This window comes from Aliivibrio sp. S3MY1 (genome assembly GCF_028765575.1).
Taxonomy (GTDB): Bacteria; Pseudomonadota; Gammaproteobacteria; order Enterobacterales; family Vibrionaceae; genus Aliivibrio.
Genome location: NZ_JARACO010000003.1, coordinates 95,888 through 121,702, shown reverse-complemented (window position 1 = coordinate 121,702; position 25,815 = coordinate 95,888). Strand labels below are relative to the sequence as shown.

Annotated in this window: 19 protein-coding genes and 1 pseudogene; 10 read left to right on the top strand and 10 right to left on the bottom strand. The window is 38.1% G+C overall.

The window, feature by feature from the left end:
* Positions 1-188 precede the first annotated feature (188 nt).
* On the bottom strand, positions 189-1,289 hold the full coding sequence (locus tag PVK62_RS03350) for a transporter substrate-binding domain-containing protein (RefSeq protein WP_274444646.1): 1,101 nt from the start codon (positions 1,287-1,289) through the stop codon (positions 189-191).
* A 288-nt stretch (positions 1,290-1,577) separates the two neighbouring features.
* Between PVK62_RS03350 and PVK62_RS03345 the strand changes: the two genes are divergently transcribed.
* A complete protein-coding gene (locus PVK62_RS03345) occupies positions 1,578-3,224 on the top strand; it encodes a methyl-accepting chemotaxis protein (protein WP_274449340.1) in 1,647 nt (548 codons plus the stop codon).
* Between the two features lie 657 nt (positions 3,225-3,881).
* Positions 3,882-5,888, top strand: coding sequence for a methyl-accepting chemotaxis protein (locus tag PVK62_RS03340; RefSeq protein WP_274449337.1), 2,007 nt, complete (start codon positions 3,882-3,884; stop codon positions 5,886-5,888).
* 241 nt (positions 5,889-6,129) lie between these two features.
* On the opposite strand, the gene PVK62_RS03335 is transcribed toward PVK62_RS03340, so the two are convergent.
* The 4 genes and pseudogenes from PVK62_RS03335 to PVK62_RS03320 form a co-directional block, all read right to left on the bottom strand.
* A complete protein-coding gene (locus tag PVK62_RS03335; RefSeq protein ID WP_274443269.1) occupies positions 6,130-7,443 on the bottom strand; it encodes an anaerobic C4-dicarboxylate transporter family protein in 1,314 nt (437 codons plus the stop codon).
* A gap of 273 nt (positions 7,444-7,716) precedes the next feature.
* Positions 7,717-8,217, bottom strand: a complete 501-nt coding sequence (locus tag PVK62_RS03330) for a hypothetical protein (protein ID WP_274443270.1) — start codon at positions 8,215-8,217, stop codon at positions 7,717-7,719.
* A gap of 212 nt (positions 8,218-8,429) precedes the next feature.
* Entirely contained in the window at positions 8,430-9,713 is a 1,284-nt protein-coding gene (brnQ, locus tag PVK62_RS03325) for a branched-chain amino acid transport system II carrier protein (RefSeq protein WP_274443271.1), read from the bottom strand.
* A 349-nt stretch (positions 9,714-10,062) separates the two neighbouring features.
* A pseudogene (locus tag PVK62_RS03320) lies at positions 10,063-10,284 on the bottom strand (DUF2127 domain-containing protein).
* A gap of 140 nt (positions 10,285-10,424) precedes the next feature.
* Here PVK62_RS03320 and PVK62_RS03315 point away from each other — a divergent pair.
* The 3 genes from PVK62_RS03315 to PVK62_RS03305 all read left to right on the top strand — a co-directional run bounded on the left by PVK62_RS03315 (position 10,425) and on the right by PVK62_RS03305 (position 12,632).
* Complete coding sequence (locus PVK62_RS03315) at positions 10,425-10,691, top strand: DUF1993 family protein (RefSeq protein WP_274443272.1); 267 nt, start codon at positions 10,425-10,427, stop codon at positions 10,689-10,691.
* A 231-nt stretch (positions 10,692-10,922) separates the two neighbouring features.
* Positions 10,923-11,597: an AraC family transcriptional regulator gene (locus tag PVK62_RS03310; protein ID WP_274443273.1), complete on the top strand. Its 675-nt coding sequence runs from the start codon at positions 10,923-10,925 to the stop codon at positions 11,595-11,597.
* Between the two features lie 81 nt (positions 11,598-11,678).
* Entirely contained in the window at positions 11,679-12,632 is a 954-nt protein-coding gene (locus PVK62_RS03305) for a DUF2860 domain-containing protein (RefSeq protein ID WP_274443274.1), read from the top strand.
* 30 nt (positions 12,633-12,662) lie between these two features.
* Here the strand turns inward: PVK62_RS03305 and PVK62_RS03300 are convergent, their stop codons facing one another.
* The gene (locus PVK62_RS03300) at positions 12,663-14,582 is read right to left on the bottom strand and encodes an alpha/beta fold hydrolase (protein WP_274443275.1); all 1,920 of its coding nucleotides are present in this window, start codon (positions 14,580-14,582) and stop codon (positions 12,663-12,665) included.
* Positions 14,583-14,798: 216 nt separating this feature from the next.
* On the opposite strand from PVK62_RS03300, the gene PVK62_RS03295 reads away from it, so the two are divergent.
* A complete protein-coding gene (locus tag PVK62_RS03295; RefSeq protein ID WP_274443276.1) occupies positions 14,799-15,002 on the top strand; it encodes a hypothetical protein in 204 nt (67 codons plus the stop codon).
* 94 nt (positions 15,003-15,096) lie between these two features.
* On the opposite strand, the gene PVK62_RS03290 is transcribed toward PVK62_RS03295, so the two are convergent.
* The 3 genes from PVK62_RS03290 to PVK62_RS03280 form a co-directional block, all read right to left on the bottom strand.
* Positions 15,097-16,974 (bottom strand): aspartate:alanine exchanger family transporter, encoded by a 1,878-nt coding sequence (locus PVK62_RS03290; RefSeq protein WP_274443277.1) that lies wholly within the window; start codon positions 16,972-16,974, stop codon positions 15,097-15,099.
* Positions 16,975-17,063: 89 nt separating this feature from the next.
* A complete protein-coding gene (locus tag PVK62_RS03285; RefSeq protein WP_274443279.1) occupies positions 17,064-18,458 on the bottom strand; it encodes a glutamate decarboxylase in 1,395 nt (464 codons plus the stop codon).
* 161 nt (positions 18,459-18,619) lie between these two features.
* Complete coding sequence (locus PVK62_RS03280; protein WP_274443280.1) at positions 18,620-19,537, bottom strand: LysR family transcriptional regulator; 918 nt, start codon at positions 19,535-19,537, stop codon at positions 18,620-18,622.
* 135 nt (positions 19,538-19,672) lie between these two features.
* On the opposite strand from PVK62_RS03280, the gene PVK62_RS03275 reads away from it, so the two are divergent.
* The 3 genes from PVK62_RS03275 (at position 19,673) to PVK62_RS03265 (ending at position 22,716) form a co-directional block, all read left to right on the top strand.
* A complete protein-coding gene (locus PVK62_RS03275; RefSeq protein WP_274443281.1) occupies positions 19,673-20,929 on the top strand; it encodes an adenylosuccinate synthetase in 1,257 nt (418 codons plus the stop codon).
* Positions 20,930-21,267: 338 nt separating this feature from the next.
* Positions 21,268-21,882 (top strand): fumarylacetoacetate hydrolase family protein, encoded by a 615-nt coding sequence (locus PVK62_RS03270; RefSeq protein WP_130086761.1) that lies wholly within the window; start codon positions 21,268-21,270, stop codon positions 21,880-21,882.
* Positions 21,883-22,077: 195 nt separating this feature from the next.
* Positions 22,078-22,716: a LysE family translocator gene (locus PVK62_RS03265; RefSeq protein ID WP_274443282.1), complete on the top strand. Its 639-nt coding sequence runs from the start codon at positions 22,078-22,080 to the stop codon at positions 22,714-22,716.
* A 94-nt stretch (positions 22,717-22,810) separates the two neighbouring features.
* Here PVK62_RS03265 and PVK62_RS03260 read toward each other — a convergent pair whose 3' ends face one another.
* On the bottom strand, positions 22,811-24,517 hold the full coding sequence (locus PVK62_RS03260) for a phospho-sugar mutase (protein WP_274443283.1): 1,707 nt from the start codon (positions 24,515-24,517) through the stop codon (positions 22,811-22,813).
* 248 nt (positions 24,518-24,765) lie between these two features.
* On the opposite strand from PVK62_RS03260, the gene PVK62_RS03255 reads away from it, so the two are divergent.
* On the top strand, positions 24,766-25,761 hold the full coding sequence (locus PVK62_RS03255) for a 2-hydroxyacid dehydrogenase (protein WP_274443284.1): 996 nt from the start codon (positions 24,766-24,768) through the stop codon (positions 25,759-25,761).
* Positions 25,762-25,815 lie beyond the last annotated feature (54 nt).

Sequence of the window (25,815 nt, the reverse complement as noted above, 5' to 3'; positions counted from 1 at the left end):
TTTCAAAGGGAATATGGGCGGCGGATAATAACACTTACTTGAGTAGTTAAAATAAATGATAGCAAAAATACGGCATTAAAAATGAGATAAGGCCAATCATCATAAATGACAAAACGCTGGGCAAGCACACGCATGGCTTTATCAGCGCTCAGTGACTATATTTGAAATATAAGAACCATTAACCTTAATCACTTTTCTGTAAAATATTCTAACAAGATCTGATGCCACTCTGTTGTTTCACGAATTTGTAATAAAGCCCGATTGATCTCTTCTTCGTACTCACTATTTTCAATTAACACTAAGCCATAATTTTGTTTTTCTAACTGATAAGGAAGCACAACGAGTTCGTTAAATAATTGCTTATTTTTACCTTGTTTTATCATGTACCGTAATACGGCGTCATCCGCGACAATAGCATCGACTTGCTCCTTTTCTAATGCCAATAATAACTCATCCATTGTTTGATAATTTTCATGAGCAATGCCGTGGTCTGCCAATAATAATGATGCTGTCGTAGCTTGCTTCGCTCCTGCTCTTAGCTTGGATAAGTCATTCACATTTTTCACATCAAATCTTAGCAGCTCTAATGTGAGTGAGCTGGTTAAAATAGCCGTAATGCTGGCAATAAAAACGGTCGAAAACATAGCAATTAATACCGTCATTATTCGTGCAGATAAGGTTTTAAATTCAAAGTAGTTGAAAGGCCCTTTAGTGATAAATAGCACACCAAGGATCAAAGCTTCGGCTAACCGACCCCGCTTGGTTGGCATAGAGTAAAGTTTGTCATTATTTTTACGTTCAAGAACATAATAAAAAGCGCCGACACTGATCGCTACAAAGAAAAAAATACTAAGTGCTTTCCATAAGGTTTTATTGGTAATTATGCTAATAAACGTATCTAGGTAACTGCGGTTTTTTACTGCTATAGCAAGGTGTGTTTCATAAAATGAATGAGAGAAATCGACATGCTCTTCACGATCTGGCGTAATCGAAATACAAGAAACACCCACGTCAATATCGCCTTTTTCTGACGCGAGTAATAAATCGTCTAATTCGTAATTTTGTAATGTATACGTCACGCCCATTATGTCTGCAATTCGTTCCCATAACACCATACTAAGACCATCAAACTCTTGACCTTTGGCATGGAAAATAAAGGGGGGACAGTGATAGGTTCCGACTTTAAGTTCGGTATTCGCTCTACTTTTCTCTATCCCTACAAACATTGCTGCCATAAAGATAGCCATTGACATAATATAATGACGGAAAATCCTTTGCTCATCATACATAGCACTCTCCCATTTATACGTCAAAAACATCCTACTGAATTGATTATCTTACTTAAAAGGTAGCAGTAAATAATGTATATTTCGAATAATTAAGACAATAAATAGTGTATAGAAAAATAACAATTAATATTAAAAATTAATATTATTCAGATGTGATAGATTAAAAATAATCATAAGGTACACTGTCCCTGTTAAATTTACCTTCAAGGTAAGTTCAACGCTATTATTCACTATGAAAACGAGCAATAATAGTTTCCCTCTATAGATTCATCATTAAAAGGAGAACAAATTTTGAATAGTTTATCAAAATTAACCATCAGAACTAGACTCATTATTGGCTTTGGTATAACCCTATTTCTAATGCTGCTATTAACGGTACTAGGCATACAAAAAGTAAATGTTATCGACCATACTCTAACTGAAATGACAGACGTGAACTCAGTAAAGCAACGTTACGCGATCGATTATAGAGGGAGTGTACATGACCGAGCTATTGCGATTAGAGACATTGCTATCGCAAGAACTCCTCAAGAGATTTCTAAATTAGAACAAGAAATTAATCGATTAAAAGAGTTCTATCATCAATCTGAAATAAAAATGAACCAAATGCATTCTCAAGGGATTGTCTTTTCCGCACAAGAGCAAAATATCTTAGCTCAGATTGAAAAAATTCAAAAACAAACACTGCCTTTGGTTGATCGTATTATTAACGATAAAAAATCAGGCTCTGTTATGACTAATACTATTTTAGATGACGCTCGTCCTGCTTTCATTCAATGGTTAAAATCCATTAATGAATTTATCGATTATCAAGAAGCGCGTAATCAAATTCTAACGCCTGAGGCTAGAAATGTCGCCGGAGGTTTCCAGCAATTAATGCTATTACTAAGTACATTTGCTCTAGCAATGTCTTTATTTATTGGCTTAATGATTGAACGTAGTTTCCGCTCATCTTTAGGCGGTGAGCCTTGGGAATTATCAGAGATGATTAAGAAAATCTCTGAAGGTAATCTTTCTCAACGTTTTAAAAACGCATCAGATGCTGTTGGTATTTATCATTCATTAATCATTCTTAATGAAAAAGTCGGTGCCGCTATACGAAACAGCAGTGATATTTCAACCCACGTTGCAACGTCATCAAAGCAACTAACTGAAGTTATGCAAAACACGGCGAATAATGCTCAACATGAATTAGCACAAGTTGAAGAAATTTCACACGCAATAAGTGAGTTATCTACAACATCAAAAGAAGTTACATCGAACGCGGTTCATGCCGAAGAGGAAGTTAATAGAGCCATAGATAGTGTATCTCAAGGTAACCAAACGCTAGATGAATCAATTCATTTAACTCAAAAAATCAATGAGTCAGTACAGCTAACGGCAAGTATGATTGCCGAACTAAAAACCAATGCGATGGACATTGGTGAAGTAACCGCAGTTATTAGTACGATCTCAGATCAAACCAATTTATTAGCATTAAATGCGGCAATTGAAGCTGCTCGCGCTGGTGAATATGGTCGTGGTTTTGCTGTGGTTGCTGATGAAGTTCGAAATCTAGCCTCTAAAACACAAGAATCGACACAAAGTATTCAAGAAATTATTGCTCAACTGCAAGCTCAATCTGAAAAAGCAAACGACAACATGATAAGTAATGTAGAGCTTATTCAAGAGTCTGTTGCTTTATCTGAAAATGTGAAATCATCTTTCAGCTACATTGAGAATTCTGTTCAATCTATATCGAAGATGAACACGTTAGTGGCAAGCACTTCTCAAGAACAATTTACACTAACAGAACGAATTGCATTAAATACAACCAATACATTTGATCTTGTTAATCAGAATGTAACGGCGATAAATCAAACTCAGCAGGCAGCGAAAGAACTGTCTCAGCTTGCTGTATCACAAAAAGAAGAACTCGCATTTTTTAAAATTTAACTTAGTTACCATTCGTCTACGATAAACTATAAAAAACCCTTAGGATCTAATTTCTAAGGGCTTCTTCTTTCACTCACAAAAATTAATTTGTTTGTCCTACCCACGCCACTGAACCAAAATCACTTAACATTGATACCGCCATTACCGCGAGCACTATATATGCAGCAGTAACGAGAAGCCTCACATCTAACACTAAAACCACAAAGCTTATTAAACCTAAAGAACATTAGCATGTAGCCTGTAGTTACGTGTTCGCTATTGCTGAACCTGAAATAAGGTAAACGAGGCACTACCCTTTCATTTTGCGGATTTTTGAACTTCTTATTTCATGACGACACTACATCGCCCCACAATTTGATTTATTTATTCACATTCAACCAAAATTAAACATAAGCGATCTTAATTCGCAATTAGGCGCCATTAACACAGCGCGCATTAAATCCAACAATTCAATCACTAATATTATTAAAGTAAATTATTCTTATTACTTTTTCATATAAGTTTATACCCAAAAGTAGTAGATATTATCTAATCACAATACTATAAAATCATCTCAAATTTAATAATCTACAAAAAATAATGAACTTCACGGTCAAGATACAATAAATAGCTTGACTTTGGATTAAATTTAATAAGTAAACTTGCATAGACAACATTATGAACCCAATTAGAAATTTAACATTTAAACAAAAAATTCTATTTATTATCACACTCCCTATCGTAGGAATGTTATTTTTTTCTCTTAATGCACTCAATACTACAATCTCTCTTCGCTCAGAACTGCAAAACATTAGTTCAATGACTGAAATATCAATTGAAGGTAGTCTCATTGTTCATGAGCTTCAGAAAGAACGCGGATCAACCGCTGGTTTTGTTAGTTCAAAAGGCGCTAATTTTAAAGAAGAAATGTTAGCTCAACGAAATAAAACAGATGCTGTATTGAAAAAATACTTACCGTCACTGAAAGATAAATCGATAACATCAAAACAATTACACCCTGATATTTACAATGATATGTTAAGTATTTTCTCACAATTAGAAAAACTTAATATGAATCGAAATAATGTTGATTCATTTAGTATCTCGGCGACTAACGCTGCTAAATATTACACAGATATCAATACATTATTTTTATCGTTAAGTAATGCGATAGTCAAAAACTCAACTGAAAAAACATTAACTCCTTATTTAAGAAATTATTCGTTATTTTTAGAGATTAAAGAGGCTGCAGGAAAAGAACGTGCGAGTTTAAATAATATTTTATCGAGCTCAGGGCCTGTTGCTTTATCATTATATAGAACATTCGTCACTCTTGATGCAACTCAAAACACACACCTTTCAACATTTGAAGAGTATGCGAGTAACCAACAGGTAAAAAGATTGAATACTCTTCTTTCTAGCTCTGTATCTCAAAAGGTGTCTAACATTAAAGAAATGGTAAACAATCGCTACACAGAAGGAAACTATACTGTCTCGGCTACAGATTGGTATCAAGCATCAACCAATAGAATTAATGCATTTAAACAATATGAAGATGAATTAGTTATTGATATAAATACCGTAATCACCAATTTAAATAATAATGTTAATAATTCTATTTATTCAACTGCCTTTATTATCTTATCTATTTTAACTATTACTATTATTTCGTCTGTATTTATTTCAAAACTATTAATAACTCAAGCTTTACAATTGTCAAAAATTGTAGAATTAGTTTCTAAAAAGAAAGATTTAACCATTAGAGCAGACGTTTTATCTGAAGATGAACTTGGTGTAAGCACTAAATATTTAAATGAAATGCTGGATGAATTTCATTCTATATTACAGAAAATGGATGTAGGTAGTACACAATTGGCAACAAGTGCTGAAGAATCAAATGTCGTGATGGGTGTGACTGCTGAAAACTCACAGCATGAATTAGCTCAAATCGAAGAAATTTCAACGGCTATTAGTGAACTATCAAGTACATCTAAAGAAGTTACATTAAATGCGACACAAGCTGAAGGGCAAGCTCAGTCAGCAATAAACAATGTCGAGATTGGAAAAAAACATTTAGAAGAATCAATTCTATTAACTGAAAGTATTAATATCTCAGTCCAACAGACAGCTACAATGATTGAAGATCTCAAAACAAATGCCATCGATATTGGTGAAGTTACAAGTGTAATTAGCTCTATCTCCGACCAAACCAATCTTCTTGCGTTAAATGCTGCAATTGAGGCGGCTCGCGCTGGTGAGCATGGTCGTGGTTTTGCTGTTGTCGCCGATGAAGTTCGTAACTTAGCGGCAAAAACACAACAATCAACTAATCACATACAAGATATTATTTCTAAACTTCAAACTCAGTCTGAGAAAGCGAATAACAATATGATAGAGAATGTAGCACTCATTCAAAAATCAGTTATTTTATCTGAAGATGTAAAGATATCGTTTAATGATATCGCCAACTCAGTTCAAGCAATTTCAGATATTAATACGTTAGTTGCTACCGCATCTCAAGAGCAATATTCTGTCACAGAGGACATAGCAAAAAATACAACTCGGACTTTTGATTTAGTTAATGAGAACGTATCCTCAATTCACCAGACACAGCAGGTAAGCCAAGAATTAGCGATATTAGCTGAGCAACAAAAATCAGAGATTTCATTATTTAAACTGAACTAATATTAATTCTATACTTACTCTAATGCCGTTCATATATAATTAATGTTCGGCATTACTCTCTTTCAGTATTTGACTCGGCAACCGATAAATACACATTCTGATTAATACTCTTTTACATAACCACTCGTACTTTCACACCTCCAAGTAATGATTCATTTTGAGATAAAATTCCTAATATAAAAAAAAGCGACCAGTATATACTGATCGCTTTTCTTTTATTCGATGCTCATTTACGTACTAGTTATAAAACCATACTTGCGAAGATGAAACCGAAAATAATACTAAATACCATGCTTAATAACCCAGGGATCATAAAGCTATGGTTAAAGATATATTTACCAATCTTAGTCGTACCGGTACGGTCAAAGTCAATTGACGCAATGATTGGGCCGTAGTTAGGAATGAAGAAATAACCATTTACAGCAACAAACGTCGCGATAATCACTTCAGGTGGAAGACCTAACGTAATACCAACAGGCACTAATACTGCGGTTGTTGCACCTTGGCTGTTCACCATGACAGATAAACCAAACAGAGCAAAGGCGAATGTCCATGGCGCGACTTCAACTAAACCAGATACCGCCTCTTTAACCATTGCATCATGACCTGCGATAAACGTATCGCCTAACCATGCAATACCAAAGATCGCTACGATTGCACGCATACCAGCATGGAATACTGAACCTTGAGTGATCTCGTTTCCATCAGGTTTACAAAGTAAGATAATAAACGCCGCCATTGCTAACATTACGATCTCAATCGTATGTGCCATACCCATTGGTGAACCGTTGAAGTTAGGACGTAATGATGGGAATGCCCCCATAACTACCACCACAATTGCGCCGAATAAGAACAGACCTACCGCTTTTTTAGCGCCTGGTTTAATCTCAATCTCTTCAACTTTAACTTCTTGTTCCATTTCGCTACGGAACTTAGGATCTTGCATACGACGTTGGTATTCAGGATCATCCTTTAAATCTTTACCAAGCTTGTTTACGATAACGCAAGCCGTAGCTAAACCAAAGAAAGTACCTGGGATCGTGATCATCAATACGTTTGCTAATGTAATGCCTTGAGGCTCTAAAAAAGCAACCAAAGCAACAACAGCCGCTGCAATTGGGCTCGCAACAATCGCAAATTGTGATGCAATAACTGCCATACCTAATGGGCGTTCAGGACGAATTCCGCTACGACGGCTTACTTCTGCAATGACAGGAAGAACAGAATAAGCTACATGCCCAGTACCTGCTAAGAAAGTAAACATATACGTTACTAAAGGAGCAATGAAAGTAATGTGACGTGGATTTTTACGTAGAATGCTTGAAGCAATTTTAATTAAATACTCAAGACCACCAGCGGCTTGCATTGCTGCTGCTGCTGCTACTACCGCCATGATCATCAACATTACATCGATAGGTGGACTTGTTGGCTGTAAACCAAAAACAAAACTCAGTATGGCTAAACCAATACCACCCATAACACCTAAACCGATACCACCAATTCGGGCGCCAACTAAAATACAAACAAGTACAATTAAAAACTCGATTAAAAACATATCAATCTCCCTGATGATAGCTTTTATATAATATTCATTAAATTACCGCACATGGTGTCAGTAGTTTAAACTCCAAAAATCGAGAGGATAATAATCGCGTTATTCATTTAATAAATAGCGTTAGATCACACATCATTAATAATTGTGAAAATAAAATAATAATTATATAAGTTATTGTTGTTATTAACATTTAGCTAAACAAAACAGAAACAATTGCATTACCTTTTACTCTACTTTTAATTACCAACATAAAGCAGGAAAATTCCTTACTTATTAAAATTTAGCGTATCGATTGATAAATGCGTCTAATAATTCAATGCCGTTTTCGCCGCGCTGTTCTCGCTGCCAGCTATGATAAAGTGCGGTTTCATGTTCAGCAATAACCGTAAAAATCTGGCGATCTTTCTGTGCCGAATCTTCCCATTCGCAGTACAAGTGTTCGTATGGTGCAATCCATGGTAATAAGGTTTCAATCAGCTCTGACCAAGGTAAATTAATCCATTTTTTCGCTTCAAGTTGCCCTTTAAGCTGCATTGATTCTGGATTAATTTCAAACTCAACATTGGCTGAAACTAACCACTTATGAAGGATGTTAGCTGTTAGCATTTCTATATCAATGAGCTTTTGCCAAAATTGAGTATTTGATGGGTGCGGGTAGTGAGTAATGAAATACTCAAAAAAGGCAATACCATAAATTTCACCGTTGTACGCTTGGAGAACTTTGTCGATTGTCTCTGAGTAAGTTTCATCGTTATTCGGTTGTTCAAATGTCATATTCTTATCTCTTTGTTTTTGCTAGATTTATCATAAAGCACTGGGCTATGGGGCGATAATTGTTAATTTAAGTTTGTATTAGCGATTAAATTTTACACACAATATATTCACAATGATGATAACCCAACCACTGGTAAGAACTGTTTTAAAGCTGGGTTATCGGTTCCATTATAATAGGTTTATATACGTAATTTGAGTGTGAGTGATTATATTTACATTGAGCGTTTTCTATTCAACAGTTTACTCAATACAATGATGATAAAAACAGGTAACAACCAACTCGCATGAGCTTCAAATAACGGGACATAATAAGTTAATGACTCAGCTAAAGAGGCTGGTAATAGCTCTAATATATGCAGAGCATCTAAACTACCAAAGGCCAAAGAAGTAATAACAATTATGACATAAGTAGATAAGTTGCACTTTGTTGTCGGTAAGAAAAGAGCCGCTAATACCAAAGCAATGGCTATTGGACATAAAATAAGTATTGCAGGTAAGCTAATGGCTAAGATTTGCTCTAAGCCGAAGTTTGCCACTACCCCTGTCAATGCCGTCACTATGATAGCGGTGATCGCAAATGGAGAGCGGAAAGTTTGCTGATAATATTCAGCACATGCATTCGTTAAACCTACCGTCGTTGTCAAACATGCCATGATAATAATGCCTGCCAATAAATATTGACCTAAAGGGCCAAATATCTCAGAGACATAACGAGTTAAAAGTTCACCGCCATTGGTTGCGCCTTCTGAAATCGAAGTGGATGTTGCACCAACATAAGCCATTGCTAAATAACACGCTGACATTAGCACTGCATAAACTAAAGTTACTTTAACTGTCGCGTGGAAAACGTCATGTGGCGTTTCACAGCCTTTATCACGAATTGCTTTAATTATTACCCAACCAAACCCAACCGCCGCAATAGCATCCATGGTCATATAACCTTGAATTAACCCACTCGTTACTGCTTTAGCTTGATAAGCTGCACTTGGCTCACTCAATACGCCTAATGGTGTAATAATGGCTGCTACTGCTAATGCTGCTAACATAAGAACCAATAATGGAGTCATCACTTTTCCGATATAATCGACTAACTTTCCTCGTTGAAAAGCCAATAACAGAGTAACGCCAACAAAAATCACAGAAAATATCAGCAAATGATCGCCAGAAAAAAATGGTTTAATTCCCATTTCATAAGCCACTGTTACCGCTCGTGGCATACCAAAAGCTGGACCAATGGCTGTAAAAAGTAGTACCCAAAAAGCGATAGCGACTGGCTTTGGTAAAGCTTGGGTTAATTGCCCACTAGAGCTAAGTCGCCCTAATACAATCAAAGTAAGAGCAGGAAGACCAACCGCGGTAAGCAAAAATCCTAGCATGGCAGGTAAATATTGAGTGCCCGCTTCTAAACCAAGAAAAGGAGGAAATATGATGTTTCCTGCGCCAAGAAACATGGCAAACGTCATTAAACCGATAGCAAATAAATTTTGTTTTTTCAATGTCATAGTCCTTATTGCTATTGGGCTTAACCCTAGTAGCTTTTATTGTGGACCGTCAGATTGGCTGAGAAAAACAAGAAGATAATAAAGCAGTCTCCCATCAGCCTGGCTGACGGAAGTGCCGCCAGCCTAGTTAATAATCACTAGAATGACAGCAATAATAGATGATGTTACACGCGACACAGCACCGAGCATCATTTTGCACAAAGCAGCAAATTGTAGGGCTGTAGAAGAAAGCATGACTGTATCCTAGTCGTTTATCGTGATAACTAAATCAATATATAAGTAATAAACCACATTGTAAACATCATAATAGTTAAAAATATCACTATCTCAATTCTAAGCAGGTTTATGCTTCAGATGAGCACTCTCTACTCTTCACTCCAAATAGTGAGTACGCCATGTAAGCGACAATAAATACATTAACCAGAAAAACGCCAATCCCTAATAGGCTCGTATGGAAAAGCATTTCATATATCTCAAAAGGTCAGAAGATCGCTCCGCTAATTAAGGCAAACCATTCTGTCCATAACTGCTCTCGCCACAGTCCATAAGCCTCAACAAACCGCACCACATAATTTATGGTTTACCGTCAAATATGCAAAATTAGCATTTCTCATAATTTACCCCAAATTACAATTGCACCGATTTGCAAAATGAAGAGCCTTTATCTACATTGAAATCAACTCTCGTCATTACTCAAGGATTCTCATGACTATGCTTTCTGATATCACTCTTACTCCCTTCTCTAATTCACTGAATGTTGCCATTCATTTAATAACTAAAGCTAAAGTACATTTTGAAGCTGAAAACAGAGAAGCTAACGAGATCGTAAATCTTCAATTAGTTGACGATATGCTTCCTCTTTCATTCCAAGTGAATGCAATTTGTCATCATACACTTCAAGCCACTAAAGCAGTATTAAACGGTGGATTTTATATCCCATCACCATTAGGAGAAATTGATTTTAATGGTTGAATCCAAAAGCTTGGATTGTATCTTTGTCTGGTGTCACCGTATTTTCTAGTAACGGTGCGATTCCTATCGAAGACCTCGGGGCATTTAGTATGATATTTTTTATCGTATGTTACTGCTGTATATCAACTTGGGCTTTATTAGGTTTAACCATTGGTAAATACCTTGAGCACCCTATTCATTATAAAATCTTTAATCAAGCGATGGGAGGCTTGCTTGCATTAACAGTAGTGTATGTATTCTTTATATCAAAATATAAAGCAAACTATTCGACCGGGTTCAACTGTTATCGTAAACCCGGAAGAAGTCCATTCATGTAACCCACAAAAAGGCACTCACTGGAGCTACAAAATGCTCTATGTTGAACCAGACTGGATTGCCGATCTTCAATCTCAAATATCGAATGGAAGCAATCAAGAATTTCAACCAATTCAAATGACGCACAGTGATTGTCCTTTCTTATATCGAGGATTCCAGTCACTGGCTAAAACTCTAATAGAAGATGAATCTGCAATCAAAGTTGAACAAACTGCGATTAATTTTTTCTCTGAGTTAATCCTAAAAGACAGCGATAGTCCCTCTCTTGATAGCATATCTAAAAAAGCCATTGAGTGTGCTTATCAGTATATTTCAGATAACTTTAATAAAAACATTTCCATTTCAGAAATTGCTGAAATCTCAGGGTTAAGTGATTATTACCTCATCCACTCGTTCAGAAAGCAATACGGCATTACCCCACATGCGTATCAAATAGTAATGCGGATAAATAAAGCCAAAGCCTTGCTAAAAGAAGGAGAAAATATCGCCTCGATTGCCACAGATCTTGGTTTTACCGACCAAAGTCATTTCCATCGCAACTTTAAAAACATGGTTGCCGCAACGCCGAAACAATATAAACAGAGTTTATAATTTCTAAATAGCACTTCTTTGTTGATATTTATGCGTTAGTGTTTCACTATGGTTAATTAATAATTCAAGGAATGACTCTTTATGAATTTACGTAATTTCTCATTCATTTTATGCGTGGTTACACCTTCGGCAATGGCTCAACTTGCAGATAAAGAAGGCATTAGTGGTGAAATTGCATTAACAACAGGGTTTACATCTTCAACATCCAATTTTAATACCGAAGGTGAAGATACTATTAGCTCCGTGTACCAAAAAGGCTCTAGCGATAACGGATTTATGGCTTTTCCTCTTGGCAGCATAGCCTATACATTTGGCCAAGAGTTAAATCAGCAAGTGTATGCAGGTACCACTCGCCAAGATATCGCCACAGGTACTGTTGTTCTTGAGGTGGGTTATAAGTATCAATTTGATTCAAGAATGGTAGTTGATGTATCTATTTTACCAACCGTTATGTCAAGCAAGACATGGGATAACCCATATTTAGTCGACTCAGCTCGAACAGAAACAGATGCATCAGGCAATGCATTTCGTTTTAAAGTGAATAATATTGCGGGCTCAAATTTTACTATTGATAGCGCTTATGCAACCAAAGATATCGAGAACGATGATGTCGTAGATGTACTAAAAAGAGACGCAGATACAATTTACTTAAAGGGTCAATATCGTTTACCATTAAGTCGCACTTCATTCGTCCTACCTTCTGTTATTTACCAATCTTCATCTGCGGACGGAAAAGCAAGCTCTTACGATCAATACGGTGCGGAAATCAGTTTCTTTAAAATAATGCAAAGACACCAGTTGGTATTAACTGCCGGTTATAATCAACGAACATTCGGTGCTGAAAACCCAATTTATACTGAGATTCGCAAAGACAACAAATTGAGCTTCTTTGCCGCTTACGAGTACACTAAATTCATGGATTGGCAAGATTGGTCGTTCATCTCTTTTGCGGGTTACAGCTCAACCGATTCAAATATTATCTTCTATGACGAGTCAGAATACATTGTTACTGTAGGTCTGAATTATAAATTTTAATACTCAAACTGCCCTGCTTAACATTATTTATCAATAAAAACGGTAATCACTTGTAAAGAAATCGAGCAGTTTATTAATCGCTATATCTCTATAAATGTCTTTCTCTATCAACATATCATGATAAGCGCCTTCAACTTGTTCTAAATGGCTTGAATTACACTTCTCATGAAACTCCGACTGCGCAATGTTACTCACAACAAGATCATCACCGGCTTGTAAGATCAGCATTGGAATTTTTATTTTATGTGCAGTAGCGATGCATTTTTTACCTGCTTTTATTGATTCTGTTATCCAATGCGTACTTGCTCCACCTAATCGTAATCTAGGGTTATTTACAAACAAGTCTACAAATATTTGATACCGTGCTTTACTGTGCGTAAGTACGTTTTCTTCGTATCTCACTTTTTTGAAATGGCTTTGACCCAATGCATAATTTGGTTTACTGGCTAGCACATCAAGTAGATTCAATGTCTGCTTTTTTAAACCATGAGCTTTACCCGGAATATAGACCCCAAACATAGGTGATGTAGCCGCTGACGCTTTCACCGGATGGTCAAATGTCGATAAATATTGAGTCATTACCGCAGCTCCCATTGAGTGAGAGAGCATAAAGCATTCCCCCTCCAAGTTTGGCCTCACAACTCTCTCCATAAAGATATAAAGATCCATAACATAATCATGAAAATCATCCACATGACCTAATTCGTGATCTTGAGTCATCCGTCCTGATTCACCTTGGCCACGGTGATCATAGGCATAAATATTGTAATACTGACTCAGCTCTAAAATGACTTCTTTATATTTCCAATAGCTTTCATTGCGTCCATTTACAATAACTAACGTTTGCTTTTTCTTATTAGGATTAACGTTAATCCATTTTAACGGAATACGCTCAACCCCAAGAACCTCCCCGCAAATTTTACTATTCCAAATAGCATCTATTTGATTATTGTACTCTTGCTGTTTCCTTTCATCGGTAAAACGCTCTTCACTAGTCTGTATTAAGAACTGCTCTTGTTGAAGGTGCGATAAGCTCAATTTAGAAGCTATTGTTTCAAGAAATAAATTACCTAACGCTTTACCGTGTTGATAATCGGCATCTAATTGCTTTTTCGTACTACCAAGCACTTTAGATTGAAGCGCTTTATTTGGCGAGATTTCATAAATGATGACATCGTCAGGAGGGTTCGCTAAAAATTCTTGGGTCTTACGATAGTTCTCTTCATGAGTCACTAGCATCGCAGCCATATGATCCAGAGTGTTGTTCTTTGTCATCTTAGCAAGAGAGATCAACCAATCGTGATTCTCTTTAAAATCAACAGGTACGGTACGAATAACAACGATATGCCGAAAACCTCGATCATATGCCGCTTGCACTGGAATAGGCGTTGTTAAACCACCATCAAGCCAACGTTTATCATCCATAATAACTGGCTGTTTATGCAAAGCAGGAATTGCGCACGAGGCCCGTAGGATGTCTTTCCAGTTACTGGTGGATAGGTCAAAATACTTAGTTTCAAAATTGGTTGCATGGGCGGCTACAGCAAGTACCTGCTTAGTCGTTAAATGTTGTTCCCCTACTTTCCAATTTAAAGGAATGTCAGATTCAGTTTTATCGATTAACCAATCCAAATCCATCCCTTCGCCAGTCAATAAAAAGCGAGACAATTTGAAAAAATCAGGACTGCGAGTCACTTGATCAATAATGCGGTAAGCGTGTCCTTTATGCCCACAAATATAAGAGGCTAAATTCAGAGAACCCGCAGAAGTGCCAATTAATAAATCAAATGGATTAAAGTTTGCCTGTAAGAAGCTATCAAGTACTCCAGCAGTAAACACACCTCTTTGACCACCACCTTCCGTCACTAAAGCAATTTTATCGACTTCCCTTTTTGAAAAGCGCAAAACATCAAAGCTATTTTTACTGATCGAATAATGTTCACCCATCATATTTGACCATTTCCGATAGAGTAATTATGTTCTTCTATTATTGCATATTGCTATAAAATCAGGGGAAATAAATAGCCTTTCTATAAATAATGCCGTCATTCCTTTTGCAATACCAATCGTAGTAAATAACTGCTCATCCTCGCTGGTTAAAATGCTCGATAACTCGATATTTAAAATCCATCTATGTTATGGTTCTTGCAACAATTAAGGAGCCTTATGAACGACTATGAACTTTTCATCAAAATAAATGATGCTATTTTACTTGAGTTCGATGTCTTTAAAGCATGGGAAAAAACCTTGCTTTTAAATGCTCAAAACCAATTGATGGATAGGTTCCCGGTTTCTGAGCCACAAAGGGAACTGCTCACTAATGTACTCGAGAAAAAAAGACCAAAAAAGAGAAAGAAAAGAAGAATATAAAAGCCATAATGATATTTCATCACTGTGGCTTTTTTATAGATTACAATCTTGTACCAATGTAATTAATTAGCTGATCATATTAGTGGCATTGATATTAATACAAGACCATTGTGAGATAACCAAGAACGAGCACAATCATAGAAGTAAGAGCATAAGGAACCGGGTAGCCTACCGCAGGCATATCACTTTGACATTCGTCCTGAGCCCCTTTCATTGCAGGGGTACTATTACGCCCACCAGCACAAGCACCAGCGAGAATCGCAGGGTTCATCTTACGGAAATAGAAACCATAAATCCAAGCAAGCAGCGGTGGAAGTAACGCAGCAACTAAACCTAGACCTGCAATTTTAATAACCACAATACCTTGGAACGACGCTAGAATCTTAGGACCAACGGTCGCAGCTAATACCGCAACAAACAAACTCAAACCAATATCTTGTAAGAAGCTACGAGCCCCTTCACTCATAGGGCCACCAAATGCAGGGTTGCGAGTACGTAGGAATGAGAAGACAATCCCCGTCAACATGCAACCTGCAGACGTCCCTAATGCAAATGGAATACCGCCTAAAGTGACACTCAAATGACCACATACATAACCAATCAATAAAGAAAGTGCTAAGTAGAAGGTTTCAGTCAGTGTGCTTTCAACGATTGGATTACTATTGAGTTTCTTCGCGGTTTGCTGAACACACCAATCAGAGCCAGCAACACGGATCACATCCCCAACTTCAACTACGGTTTGCGGCAAAATAGGAAGTTGATGCCCTTGTCTAAATAAGGCTTTCATGTAGATACCAAAGCCAACTTCTTTGCTGATGTCTTCAATAGTTTTGCCGGTGTAAGTCGATTTACCTAAGTGAATATCAGCCACTTCTATATCAACATTACGCGCTCTTGGTTCATCAACTTCAACACCAACCGTAGATTCCCCACCCTCGATTAAAACATGGTAATCACCGCGAATACCGATAATATCACCAAGCTGTAACTGTGGATTATCTGAAGAGTCAATAACCTTATCACCACGAACCACTTTAAGGATCGCAGCGTGAGGGTAACGATGAAAGAGCGTTTCTACATTTTGACCAACCAATTCTTGGTGATCAACACGATAAGCTCGAATATCTAAAGGAAGCACGCCTAAATTAGAGAAACCATTAGTACTTGGTAATGCTTCTGTATCGCCACCCGCACCAAATTCGGCCTCAGCATCTTTACCTGCTTTAACCGGATCAACCCCAAACATGGCTGGCAAATATTTAATCAATAAGATAATAAAGACACTAGATAAGATATAACTGATGGCATAACCCGCAGCGATATTGGCACTTATTTGATCAAGCGTCATCCCCGCAGGCGCTTTAACCGCCCCAGAATCAATAGCAGATTGAGCAACTCCCATCACGGCGGTTACTGTGTAACTTCCCGAGATAATCCCTGCCGCATAACCGGGTGCTAAATCCAATAATTTCGAACCAAAGAACACGATAAGAAAGTTACTAAATACAACAATGAGTCCTATAACGACAAAATCTAATCCTCCTCGTGCTAAGCCAGAGAAAAATTGAGGCCCAACTTTCATACCAATGGCGTACATAAACATCATTAAGAAGATATCAGACACCAATCCCGGTGCATTTATATGTAAGCCATAAACAGAGAAAGCCGTTAATGCGATAGCAACACCAACAACTAAGGTGCCCGCGGTTGATCCTAGATTAATTCCTTTAATGGTGACTTTTCCTAACGGATAGCCAATAGCAATACTTAAGAAAAGAAACACAAATGGATTGTGAGCAATATAAGAAAAGAGAAAACCAAAGACACCAGATGCATCTTGAGCAGCCTGACTTTCTAATGATTCAGCCAACGCCAAATGGCTGAAAAAGGTAACGTATAGCAAAGTAAATAACTGAACCCAACCTTTGGAACGGACCCAAGTAAATGGACGACCTATTTGACCGATATTCATAATTATTTCCTATATTTTTAGGAAGGGAAGATCCTCTACCGAACAATAGAGGATCTAAAAACACTGTTTCTATTTAACCACTAAAGGGATTAACCGTGATTAAAACCTGACGATTCCAACTCATCACTGCCATGAGAAATAGGATGCTTAGCAAAAAACTCAACACAATGTTTTAAGTCCGCAACCAATAAATCAGCCTGATCTCGACTGAACCCATGACGAACCAAAATACGCATGATGACTAAGTCCTCACGTTTTGGTGGCATTGCATAAGCCGCAATTTGCCAACCACGAGAACGAATTCGGTCCGATAGATCAAACAAGTTAAAACCGGGATCAACCCCTTCCTTCAATGACCAGCTCATTGCAGGAATGCCCCCTTTACCATCATAGATAATCTCAAACATACCCAGTTTTTCAATTTCAGATGATAAATAAACAGCCGTGTCGTAACAGGCTTGGTGGATCTTACGATACCCTTCTTTGCCTAAACGTAGGAAGTTGTAGTATTGCGCTACAATTTGGCCACCAGGGCGAGAGAAGTTCAATGCAAAAGTCGGCATATTGCCACCTAAGTAATTCACATTGAAAATCAGATCTTCATGTAAGGCCGACGCATCACGCCAGATAACCCAGCCCACACCGAGTGGACTCAAGCCAAATTTATGGCCTGACGCATTAATCGATTTAACACGAGGTAAACGGAAATCCCACTCTAAATCAGGATCGCAGAATGGGGCTAAGAAACCACCACTCGCCGCATCAATGTGCATTGGGATGTCTAATCCTGTGTCTGCTTGCAGTTTATCTAGTGCTTCATGCACCGCTTTTACAGGTTCATACTGACAAGTAAATGTCACACCCAATGTTGGAACCACCCCAATGGTGTTTTCATCGCACCGTTTAATCACCTCTTCAGGCGTCATGATCAAACGATCACCTTCCATTGGGATTTCGCGTAATTCAATATCCCAGTAACGCGCAAATTTGTGCCAGCACACTTGCACAGGGCCACAGATCATATTGGGTTTATCTGTTGGTTTGCCGAGCTTTTTCATTTTTTCGCGCCAAGCCCATTTTAAGGCCATTCCGCCGAGCATTGCTGCCTCACTTGACCCAGTTGTAGAACAACCTAATGTATTTTCCGCATCTGGTGAGTTCCATAAATCCGCTAACATGTGCACACAACGCGCTTCAAGTTCAGCCGTTTGGGGGTACTCATCTTTATCGATCATATTCTTATCGATGCACTCATCCATTAATTTATGGACTTCATCTTCAACCCAAGTTTGGCAAAACGTAGCTAAGTTCTGTCGAGAATTACCATCCATCATGAGTTCATCATGAATGACTTGGTAGGCATGACGAGGGTCATGTTCTTGTTCAGGCATTTTATATTTTGGCATAGATAACGAAAGGTCAGCTGACGAATAAACATCGTCAAGGAGATCATCTCTGACTGTATCTTTTGAATGAAGAGGCATACGTTTTAGCTCCATTAAATTGAATAAACAATTAAGAATATAAACTGTCGAATTAACAAAATCCGGCCTTAATCAATGAGTAATTAACAATAATGTCAATTAGTTACTCAGTAATATTTATTTACATTTCTAGACCCTTTGATAATCAATGTCAATGTCATTTATAAAGAATGCATGTTGTTAAACTGGCTATTTTGCGAGCGAATTATCTCTCCATCTACCCACTTTAATAGCTGTTTAATCGCTTTAGACAACACCTGATTTTGCCTAACAATATAACCTAAATTCGTCGTTGGAAACTTAGGTAATGGCGTTACCGTCGCTTTAAGGTTGCGCTTTGGATGTATCGAAAATTCAGGCACAATTGCCACACCAAATCCAGCCTCAGCCCAATCAATCTGAGCATCTACACTGCCTACTTCCATGATTCGATATTTCGGCAAATTCAAAGACGGTAAGGCTAAATCGAGTAAATCTCGCGTTCGTGTATCGTGGCCCAATAAAATCAACGTCGGCTCATCATCCAGAGGAATTGTAGGATCTAGATTCGCTTGTTGCCACTTTTCAAGGTGATTACCCAATGCACACCATTTTATTTGCTGGAGTTCAGTAAAATGAAGTGGTTGGCTCTCTTTTTGCGCAATAACAAATCCAAGGTCTGCTTCGGCACTTTTTACCAATTCAGACGCTTGTGAAGATGTCGTATTTAATAGGGAAAAATCAATTCCAGGGAATTCTTGTTTGAATAATTGAAATGGTCCAATTAACAATAAACGAGAAATAATATCACTGGCTGCAATAGTTAGCGTCCCACGGCTCAAATCATTAATCGCATTCAAATCAGCTTGGCACACTTGCAATGCCATTAGCGTATCTTGACTGGTTTGTAATAAACGAGTCCCTGCTTCCGTTAAATGGAAAGGATTTCTCTCAATCAACTTTACTCGAGTCGAACTTTCTAACTGTTTAATATGTAAGCTGACATTGGGCTGTGTCATATGAAGGGCTGTCGCCGTTTTTCCAAAGTGTTTTAACTCTGCTAACGTGACAAATGTTTTAAGCCAGTTAAGATCAAGCATGTCTATACTCTCTTTTTGAATGCATTTCACTCAATATGATATATGGATTTCTTATCAAGTCGATAATTATAATTAATTTCTCATATTAAGATTCTACACTTAACATAGCCTCTTAATCATTTAGGAGTTTGTGTTATGCCGTCTATTGTTGTTGTTGGTGCTAATTGGGGCGATGAAGGTAAAGGCCGTATCGTTGATTTTCTTGCTGCTGATGCGTCTGCAAGTATTCGCTTTCAGGGCGGTAATAACGCCGGTCATACAGTGGTAAATGACTTCGGCACCTTTAAGCTACACCAACTTCCAAGCGGTATTTTTAACCCAGATTGTACAGCGGTTCTTGGCCCTGGTATGGTCATTAGCCCTGCGGCATTAAGCGAAGAAATCGCAGAAGTTAAAGCGGCTGGCATTGAAGTTAAAATGCACATATCTGATCGTGCAACACTTTGCCTTCCAATCCATGCACTTGAAGATACATTAGAAGAATTACGTTTAGGTGACGGTGCTTACGGTTCAACTCGTCAAGGTATTGCTCCTGCGTATGGTGACCGTGTAATGAAGAAAGGCATCCTTGTGGGTTGGTTAATGCAACCTGAAGTATTGCTTGAGCGTATTCAATTCATGCTTGATTGGAAAATGCCACAACTTAACGCTCTATACCCAACCTGTGATTTCAGCCAAACAGCAGAAGAAATGACAGAATGGCTATTAGAAGTGACAGCTCCTTGGCGTGAGTTTATCTGTAACGTGACAGAGCCTCTAAAAGTAATGCAGAAAAACGATGCAAACTTATTGTTTGAAGCACAACTAGGCGCAGGTCGTGATTTAGTTTACGGTGAATACCCATGGACTACCTCTTCAAACGTAACAGCGGCTTATGCGGGTATCGGCAGTGGCTTACCTGCATTACGCCCTGAGCGTATTATCGCTGTCGCGAAATCATTCAGCTCATCGGTTGGTACAGGTACGTTAGTTACTGCAATGGAAGAGCAAGATAACTTCCGTGAAGCGGCTAACGAATATGGCGCAGTAACAGGTCGTCCACGTGACATGGGTTACTTCGATGCAGTAGCAACGCGCAACGGTGTTGAACTACAAGCTGCAACTGAAATCGCACTAACAAAAATTGACTGTTTAAGTGGTATGGCGGATCTTAAAATCTGTACGTCTTACGCTGGCGAACACACTGAAAATCCAATCTGGCCTCAAACATCTGCACTAAGCCCTGTTTACGAAAACATGGAAGCATGGCAAGAAGACATCACAGGTTGTCGTACTTTCGAAAGCCTACCAAAAGCGGCTCAAGCGTATGTACTGCGTATTGAAGAACTGATGGGCGTGCCAGTAAGTATGGTGTCTGTTGGTCCTGAGCGTGAGCAAATGATTATCCGTTAATCTGGATATCATTATATACGTCCACCTCAATGGCTGATGCGTAGAATAAACAATTAAAACCGCACTACCCTATTTTGTGAGAATTTTAGGTGGTGCGGTTTTTTGATCAAACTGTCGCTTTTATTCAATCTTCCATTCCCCCGAATAAACATAACTTTTTTATATCCTAATAATTTATCTCATTAACAGCACAACAGATCACCATAATTATCTATATGATCCTATTCGTAGTTGAGCTAGAGATCTAATTTTTAACTAAAAACTCAACAGAGTACGATTGAAAAAAGAGGAGTTCAGGTACACTCTGCATTGCATATTTAAAAACCAAGGATAGGAAAATGAATTCGGTTCGTTTTGGAGAAAAATTAATTACTCCATCTAAATTATTATGTATTGGCCGTAATTACGTTGCCCATATTAATGAATTAAATAATACGATCCCTGAACAAATGGTGGTGTTTAATAAACCCAATTCATGCATCACTTCAACCCTATCTTCTTTCCATCAAGAACGTTTACATTATGAAGTTGAGATCTGCTTTCTTATCGAAAAAGAACAGCTATCTGCCGTTGCAATAGGTTTTGATTTAACCAAACGAGACTTACAATCTGAGTTAAAAAGCAAAGGACTTCCTTGGGAGCGAGCAAAAGCCTTTGATGGCTCAGCGGTATTTAGCCGTTTCATCCCTCTTGATGGTATCGACATTAATCAACTTCAAATTGAGCTCTTTATTAACAGTATGAGAGTCCAATGTGGTCAAGTTAGCCAGATGATTTACTCTCCAGAAACTATCCTTGCTGATTTAAAATCCTATACCCAATTGTATGATGGTGATGTCATTATGACAGGTACACCTCAAGGCGTTGGTGAAATTCACATGGGTGATATTTTTCTTAGTCGCTTAAAACTCGATGGAAAAACACTGATTGAAGCTGAGTGGGTTGCAAGATAAGCGAAATGACAAGTTACCGTGGTAACCCCATCAATCTGGAAACGTAAAAAATACATTAAAAACACCCCCAAATAACAAATGTATCATTATTTTTTAATATGCTGATTATTTATTCTATGATGGCGCTTTAAAAATGGAAAAGTAGATCTTACTACTATAAAATCCGCCTCCTAATTTATAATTCAAAATAAAATAATGATTGATATTACTATTCTTCCGGTTTACTTAACCGCTGTTATCGCCTTACTTTTATTACCAGGCCCTGATATGCTGTTGATTGCAAGTTCAAGCATGAGTTATGGCCGTAAAGTCGGATTATTTGCCAGCTTAGGTAATGCGACTTCTGGTATTATTTTAACCTTACTTGCTGCTTTAGGCGTATCGGCCTTAATTGCAATGAGCCCTATTGCCTTAAAAGCACTACATCTTGTTGGTGGTGCCTACTTATTAAAAATGGGTTGGGATTGTATTCGAGCAGAAGCAGATGAAGCACCAGAATTACAACAAGGTGCGACAATGGCAACCACGTTTTACCAACGTGCTTTAGTCAGTAATTTATTGAACCCTAAAGCGTTAGTCTTCTTTGTGATGTTTTTGCCACAGTTTGTTTCAACCAATATTGCGGCAACCTCTGGCGAGCAAATGTTGGTGCTTGGCTTATTGCTTAACGTACTTGGTTTGGTGTTTAACTTAATCTTGGTCGCTTTAGTGGGGACACTTGGAAAATCGCTAATCAATAACGTGAAATTTAGAACCTATCAGCATAAATTCATGGGTGGGATTTTTATCATTCTTGCACTGTGGATGTTGAGCTCTTTTGTTACTGCGCTTTAATTCAATTCAGATATACAAAAACGGTGAGCATTAAGCTCACCGTTTTTGTTTCTAACCTACTTTTTAAAAGCTTAGTTTCTTGAACTTCTCACTTTTAAACTAGGCTCTTTTGATGCTCTTCAATTAAATGAACCATCGCTTCATTGGCTTTCGTTTGAATGACCGAGTATTCATCTGTTGGTGCAATCGCTGCCACCACTTCGTAATAACACTTCAGTTTTGGCTCAGTGCCTGATGGGCGAACAATAATACGAGAGCCGTCGTCTAAATGATAAATCACGACATCACTGGCTGGTAAATCAATTGATTCTGTCGTGCCATCTGAAAAATAGCGCAGTGACGCTTTTAAATCTTCAGTAACCGCAATATTCACTCCAGCAATTTGCTTTGGTGGGTTGGCTCTTAGCTTATCTCCGACCGGTGGAGAGTTTGGTGCTAAAGCGATACTGCGCTGTGCATTTATATACAATCCGTAAGTGCGATAAATTAATTCCAACTCATCCCAAACACTCTTACCTTGTGTTGACAGCTCTGCCGCTAATTGAGCAAAAGCAACTAACGCAGATAAACCATCTTTATCCCACACTTCACTGCCAATGGTGTACCCAAGCGCCTCTTCATAAGCAAAAAGAAATTGCTTCTCATCACTTTGCTTTTGCATCGCAACATTCGTTAACCATTTAAAGCCTGTTAGGGTTTGGAAATACTCGGCCCCTTTTGATTCAGCAATCTTTTTCAATAGCGTAGACGAAACGATGGTATTACCAACGAGTTGTTTACTTGGTTCTGAATGTTTCAACAGATAATGACCAAATAAAATACCCACTTGATCACCTGTGAGCATTTGATAACTGCCATCTGCTTTTCGTGCTGCAAGAGCGAAACGGTCCGCATCAGGATCATTAGCGCATGCAAGCTCTGCCTGTACTGAATCGGCTAACGCGATAACCATATCCATAGCCCCTTTTTCTTCAGGGTTAGGGAAGTTTACGGTTGGAAAAGTACCATCTGGCTCTCTTTGTTCTGCCACGCTCACCACATGGTTAAAGCCTGCATCACGCAATAAGGTTTCTGCCATATCAGCACCCACACCATGCATCGCAGTATAAGCAATTGAGATTGCTGATGGGTTAGTATGGTTTGAAAGCAGCGGATTGCTGTTCATTGTATCGCGGTAGCTTTGATAATATTCATCATCTAGCCAGACTAAAAGTCCTTGAGCCTCGGCATCACTCAATGGCATTAGTGAAATGGGCTTTGTGGCTGCAATATCGATCTGATTGGCAATACCTGAATCATGCGGCGGAATAATTTGCGCCCCATTCTCCCAATACACTTTAAAACCATTATATTCTGGTGGGTTATGACTTGCAGTGACGACAACGGCTCCGGCTGCATTAAACTTCTTGATCCCATAAGCCACAATAGGCGTTGCTGCAACCTTGGTTGTTAAAAAAACCTTAATGCCTAATGCCGTTAAAACGCTAGCGGTATCATGAGCGAATTGTTGAGAATCCGTACGACCGTCATAACCGATAACAACACCTCTTTCGCTGGCATTCGTGATCTTATCTATTAAGTAATGACCTAATCCAGTGGCTGTTTCTTGAATTACCAGACGATTCATTCGGTTAGGTCCTGCTCCTACCCTTCCTCGCAATCCAGCAGTACCAAATTGAAGCCGAGAAGAAAAGCGGTCTTCTAATTCTGCCACGCTTCCAATATCGACAAGGTACTGAAGTTCTTCTCGAGTTCTTGGTTCTGGATCTCTACTCAACCAATTTGTTATTTTCTGCATCATAATAAAAACCTCATTACTGAATATTCATTAAGTCTAGATGATATCTATTATCAATTACATGAGCGCAATCGCTAAACTCAGGAAAATAATCGCTAACTATGAACAAATTATCACTCTAATACGTAAATACATTAACGTATAAAGTTTAAAAATATTTTATTCATGATTTTCTCTTATTTTTACGTAAAGAAATGATAGAGTAGAAACAGTCAGTATTAATATAACCTGTTTATTTGTAAGGATATTATATGAAAATCGCAATGTTCAGTACTAAATCTTATGATGAAGTTTCTTTCAATAGTATCAATCAAAAATACCAATTCGAATGTCAATTTTTCAACTTTCAACTCACTGAAAGTACAGCGCCTATTGCAGATGGTGCCGATGTAGTTTGTGCCTTCGTCAATGATGATTTGTCTGCGCCTGTCCTAGCTAAACTCGCCGAACAAGGTACAAAATTAATCGCCATGCGTTGTGCAGGCTTTGATCGCGTCGATCTTAAAGCTGCTAAAGAGCTTGGCCTTCAAGTGGTTCGAGTTCCTGCATATTCTCCAGAAGCGATCGCCGAACACGCCGTCGGAATGATGATGTGCTTAAACCGTCGTTTCCATAAAGCGTATCAACGAACTCGTGATGCCAACTTCTCTCTAGAGGGATTAACTGGGTTTAATTTCTTTGGTAAGACGGTTGGTGTTATTGGCTCGGGTAAAATTGGGCTCGCAACCATGCGAATTCTTAAAGGGTTAGGAATGGATATCTTGTGTTATGACCCATACCCAAGCCAAGTAGCGATAGATTTAGGAGTGAGATACACTACCCTAGATGAGATTTTTGCGAAATCAGATGTAATTACACTACATTGTCCATTAACACCTGAAAACACGCACTTATTAGACACTGATTCGTTTGAAAAAATGAAAGATGGCGTAATGATCATTAATACCAGTCGTGGCGGATTATTAAATTCAGCCAACGCTATCGAAGCCTTAAAAGCAGGAAAAATCGGTGCGCTCGGTTTAGATGTTTATGATCATGAGAAAGAGCTTTTCTTCCAAGATAAATCAAATGATATTATTACCGATGATGTATTCCGTCGACTATCAGCTTGTCACAATGTTCTATTTACAGGCCACCAAGCCTTCTTAACAGAAGAAGCTCTGGATAATATTGCAGCAACAACACTGGGCAGCATTGATGCCTTTGCAAAAGGTGAACCCTCTGGTAACGAATTAATTCAAGCCTAATAACCTTATCAAAACGCCTACATAGAAACTGATGTAAGGCGTTTTTATGTAGGC